At 67.9% G+C, this 3,524-nt stretch carries 3 protein-coding genes; 2 read left to right on the top strand and 1 reads right to left on the bottom strand.

All coding sequences use genetic code 11. The annotated features are described in order from the left end of the window. Positions 1-59 precede the first annotated feature (59 nt). Positions 60-1,205, top strand: coding sequence for a glycosyltransferase (locus G4D87_RS35540; protein WP_163787171.1), 1,146 nt, complete (start codon positions 60-62; stop codon positions 1,203-1,205). Positions 1,206-1,423: 218 nt separating this feature from the next. Next, a complete protein-coding gene (gene wbaP / locus G4D87_RS35535; protein ID WP_163787169.1) occupies positions 1,424-2,818 on the top strand; it encodes an undecaprenyl-phosphate galactose phosphotransferase WbaP in 1,395 nt (464 codons plus the stop codon). Positions 2,819-2,886: 68 nt separating this feature from the next. On the opposite strand, the gene G4D87_RS35530 is transcribed toward wbaP, so the two are convergent. Then, on the bottom strand, positions 2,887-3,524 hold a 638-nt coding region (locus G4D87_RS35530), incomplete at its 5' end, for a PPC domain-containing protein (RefSeq protein ID WP_205507850.1).

Here is a 3,524-nt window from a genome sequence, read left to right as displayed (position 1 = left end):
CACGCGGGGCACCCTCGACGCTTGCCGCGCCGCGTGTGCCCGGTGTTAGAAGCCGTGCCGTGAAGGTTGCCCTGGTCCACGATTGGCTCGTCACCCACCGAGGTGGTGAGCGCGTCCTCGATGCCCTCTGCGAAGTCCTGCCAGACGCGGACATCTACACGCTCATCCACAAGCCGGGCTCCCAGTCGCCGGCCATCGAATCCCGTCGCATCTTCACGTCCTTCCTTCAGCACCTCCCCGGCATCCACACGCGCTACCGGCACTTCCTGCCGCTGATGCCGAAGGCCATCGAGTCCCTCCAACTCCAGGGGAAGTACGACCTGGTCCTCTCCTCCAGCCACTGCGTGGCCAAGGGCCTGCGCACGCCGCCGGGCACGCCGCACCTGAGCTACGTGCATGCGCCCATGCGGTACATGTGGGACTTGTTCGACGACTACTTCGGCCCGGGACGCACCGGCCTCCCGGTGCGCGCGGCGGCCCATGCCGTCCGGCCCTGGCTGCGCCGGTGGGACCGGCGCACGGCGGCGGGGGTCCATCGTTTCATCGCCAACAGTCGGCACATCGCCACCAAGGTGCAGCGCTTCTGGGGCCGTGAGGCGTCCGTCATCCACCCCCCGGTCTCCTTGGAGCGCTTCGCCCAGGTGCCCCTGGAGGGCGGGGGCCAGGGCGGCTACTTCCTCTGGCTGGGGGCCTTCGCGCCGTACAAGCGCTTGGACGTGGCGCTGGAAGCGTTCCGGAGCCTGGAGGCACCGCTCTGGGTGGTGGGAACAGGCCAGGAGGCCGCTCGCCTGGGCGCCGGAACCCTGCCTGAAAACATCCGCTTCCTTGGCAACGTCCTGGATGCGTCACTTCCGGCGCTGTACCGAGACGCCCGCGCGCTCATCTTCACGCCCGAGGAGGACTTCGGCCTCACTCCGCTGGAATCCCAGGCGACGGGCCGGCCCGTCATCGCCTACGGGAAGGGCGGCGCGCTCGAGACGGTGACGGAGCAGACCGGAATCTTCTTCTCGGAACAGACGCCGGCAGCGCTCGCGGCGGCCGTGCGCCACTTCGACGAATGGGAGACAGGCTTCCGGCCTGAAGCCGCTCGCGCCCAGGCCGAGCGCTTTGGCCGCGCACAGTTCCAGCGTGCCATTCTTCGAGAAATCCACTCGCTGCTCGGCGGGGTGTCGCCAGATTCCCCAGGCCCCGCAGCGGGACTGTGACTTCGCTGTCGCTCCTGGCGTGGCCTTTTGTGGGCAGCAGGTGGAGGCCGCTCCCGGCTGTGGGGGAGGGGTCGCCGCAACCCATTGTTTTCACGAATTTTTTCGTGCTAGCAAGCGCGGCTATCAAACGGTGATGGGCAAGGCGAGTGTCCGTATGAAGAGGGCGCGAGTCTTGCACCGGGGTGGCCACCCGTTGATTACGCCACAGGAGTACTGCGGTGTTCAGTCGTCTCCAGCGTTTCTACACGTCCATCAAAGTCGTCGCCGACATGGTGATGCTCGCGCTGGCCTTCGTCCTCGCGTACGCCACACGTTTCTCCGGCATCGTGCCCGTCACGGAGGGGATTCCTCCCTGGACGGACTCGTTCTTCTCGCTGCTGATGGTGCTCGTCATCTTCCCGGTGACGTTCCACCAGTCACGCCTGTACGGGACCAACCGCTCCCGGACGAATACGGGCGAGGTCTTCGAGGTCTTCAAGTCCACCATCACCGCGGCGCTCATCCTGGTGGCGGTGACGTACTTCGTGCGCGAGCGCTACTCGCGGCTCACGCTGGTCATCTTCATCGTCTATGCCTTCGCGCTGGTGACGTGCAGCCGGCTGGTGACTCGCTATCTGGTGAGTGAAATCCGGCGCCGGGGCCACAACCTCAAGTCCATCCTCGTCATCGGCGCGGGGGACCTGGGGCAGCGGGTCATCGAGACGGTGGAGCACCACCGCGAGCTGGGCTTCCGGGTGACGGGCGTGCTCACGCTGCGCCAGGAGAAGGTGGGCCAGTACGTGGGCGGCGTGCGCATCATCGGGCACGTGGACCAGGTGAACGAGGTGCTGGACGCCGAGCCGGTGGACCAGGTCATCCTCGCGCTGCCGCTGGAGGGCCACGCCCAGGTCAAGGGGCTGATGGACAAGCTGACCCTGCGCACCGTGGACGTGCGCGTGGTGCCGGACCTGTACCAGTACATCACGCTCTATGGCGGCCTGGAGGAGTTCGGCGGGCTGCCCATCATCCGCCTCCAGGGCGACCCGATGGAGGGCTGGAGCCGGGTGGCCAAGCGGGCCTTCGACATCCTCTTCTCCCTGCTGGCCATCCTCATCACCTCGCCGCTCATGGCGGCCACCGCGCTGGCGGTGCGGCTCACCAGCCGCGGGCCCATGCTGTACCGCCAGGAGCGCATGGGCATGGATGGGCGCACCTTCCCCATCCTCAAGTTCCGCACCATGCGCATCGACGCCGAGCACAGCGGCGCGATGATGGCCCGCCCGGACGACCCGCGGCGCACGGTGATTGGCACGTTCCTGCGGAAGTACTCGCTGGACGAGCTCCCTCAGTTTTTCAACGTCCTGCGCGGTGACATGAGCCTGGTGGGTCCGCGCCCGGAGCGCCCCGTCTTCATCGAGGAGTTCAAGCGGCAGATTCCGCGCTACCACCTGCGGCACAAGGTGAAGGCGGGCATCACCGGCTGGGCGCAAATCAATGGCCTGCGCGGCCAGACGTGCATCGAGAAGCGCATCGAGTACGACCTGTACTACATCGAGAACTGGTCGCTGCTGATGGACCTGAAGATCCTCGTGCGCACCGCGCTGGGCGGCTTCCTGTCGAAGAACGCCTACTGACGCCGCGAGCCCGGGCGGTGGCGCTTGCCACGGCCCGGGCCCGGGGGTTCAACGCCGCCGCGGGGTGGTTACTGGATGTTCCACACCACGGTGCCGGTGCAGCTCCCGCTGGAGTAGCAGCCCGCGCGAAGCTGCAGGGTGGTGGCCGTGGGCGAGGTGTACGTCAGGCTGGAGCCCCGGCCACCGCAGGCGTCGTCGTTGGCGGCCGTCTGCGTGGCGCCGTTGAAGACGCGCAGGTAGGTGTCGCCCGTGAAGGCCGCGCCCGTCACGCCGCAGGTGGCCACGGTGATGCTCTTGCCCGCGGCGATGGTGACGTCGCGGTTGGTGGTGTTCTGCTGCGCGCTGTTGGTGTTGGTGCCGCTGTAGCTGAAGCTGCCGCTGGTGGGGCCGCCGGAGCCGCCGGTGATTTCCCAGACGACGCGGCCCGTGCAGGTCCCGCTGGAGTAGCAGCCGGCGCGGACCTCGTGGTTGCCGGCGGTGGTGGCGGTGAAGGTGATGCTGGAGCCCCGGCCACCGCAAGCGTCGTCGTTGGAGGCCACCTCGGTGCCCGCGGGGTTGCGCAGGCGCAGCCACGTGTCACCGGTCAGCTGCGTCCCCGTGAGGCCACACGTCGCGACGGTGAGCGTCTGGCCGGCCGTCAGCGCGATGGTGCGGTTGGTGGTGTTCTGCTGCGCGCTGTTGGTGTTGCTGGCGCTGTAGCTGAAGC

This window comes from Myxococcus vastator, assembly GCF_010894475.1.
Taxonomy (GTDB): domain Bacteria; phylum Myxococcota; class Myxococcia; order Myxococcales; family Myxococcaceae; genus Myxococcus; species Myxococcus vastator.
The sequence above is the reverse complement of the archived record's forward strand: the minus strand, read 5'-3'. Positions and strand labels throughout refer to the sequence as shown.